This is a genomic window from Halomonas sp. SIMBA_159, assembly GCF_046536035.1.
GTDB lineage: Bacteria > Pseudomonadota > Gammaproteobacteria > Pseudomonadales > Halomonadaceae > Vreelandella > Vreelandella venusta_A.
The window spans coordinates 1-387 of sequence record NZ_JAWJBT010000150.1 but is presented as its reverse complement, the minus strand read 5'-3'; the positions used below and the strand labels follow the sequence as shown (position 1 = coordinate 387).

Sequence of the window (387 nt, the reverse complement as noted above, 5' to 3'; positions counted from 1 at the left end):
GGAGCATTCGCCGCACGTGATGATGGCGGGCGACGGGGCCGAGGCGTTCGCGAAGGAGCAGGGCATCACCCTGGTCGACCCCTCGTATTTCCGCACCGACAAGCGCTGGCAGCAGCTGCAGCGGGCGCTGAAGGAAGAGGCGGCCAAGCAGGCGCATGCCGACCTGGAGACCGCCAGGCACTTCGGCACGGTCGGCGCGCTGCTGACGAAGTTCGATCAGTGGGCGCGGTGGCGCGACGAGCGCCTGGTCGCCGAGAACCCGGGCGCCACGGCATCTGCTGCGGTTCCGGGCCGGGCGCTGCCGTTCGCTGCGCCGGCGGGCCTGCTCACGCCTCCGCCGGGGGTCGCTCCGCAGGGAAGACGGCTCAAGCGCGGTGGCACGTGGCT

The 387-nt window shown here is 72.4% G+C and carries 1 protein-coding gene; it reads left to right on the top strand.

Annotated elements, in window-relative coordinates; all coding sequences use genetic code 11:
• On the top strand, window positions 1-387 hold a 387-nt coding region (locus tag R0J87_RS18770), incomplete at both ends, for an isoaspartyl peptidase/L-asparaginase (RefSeq protein ID WP_498888095.1).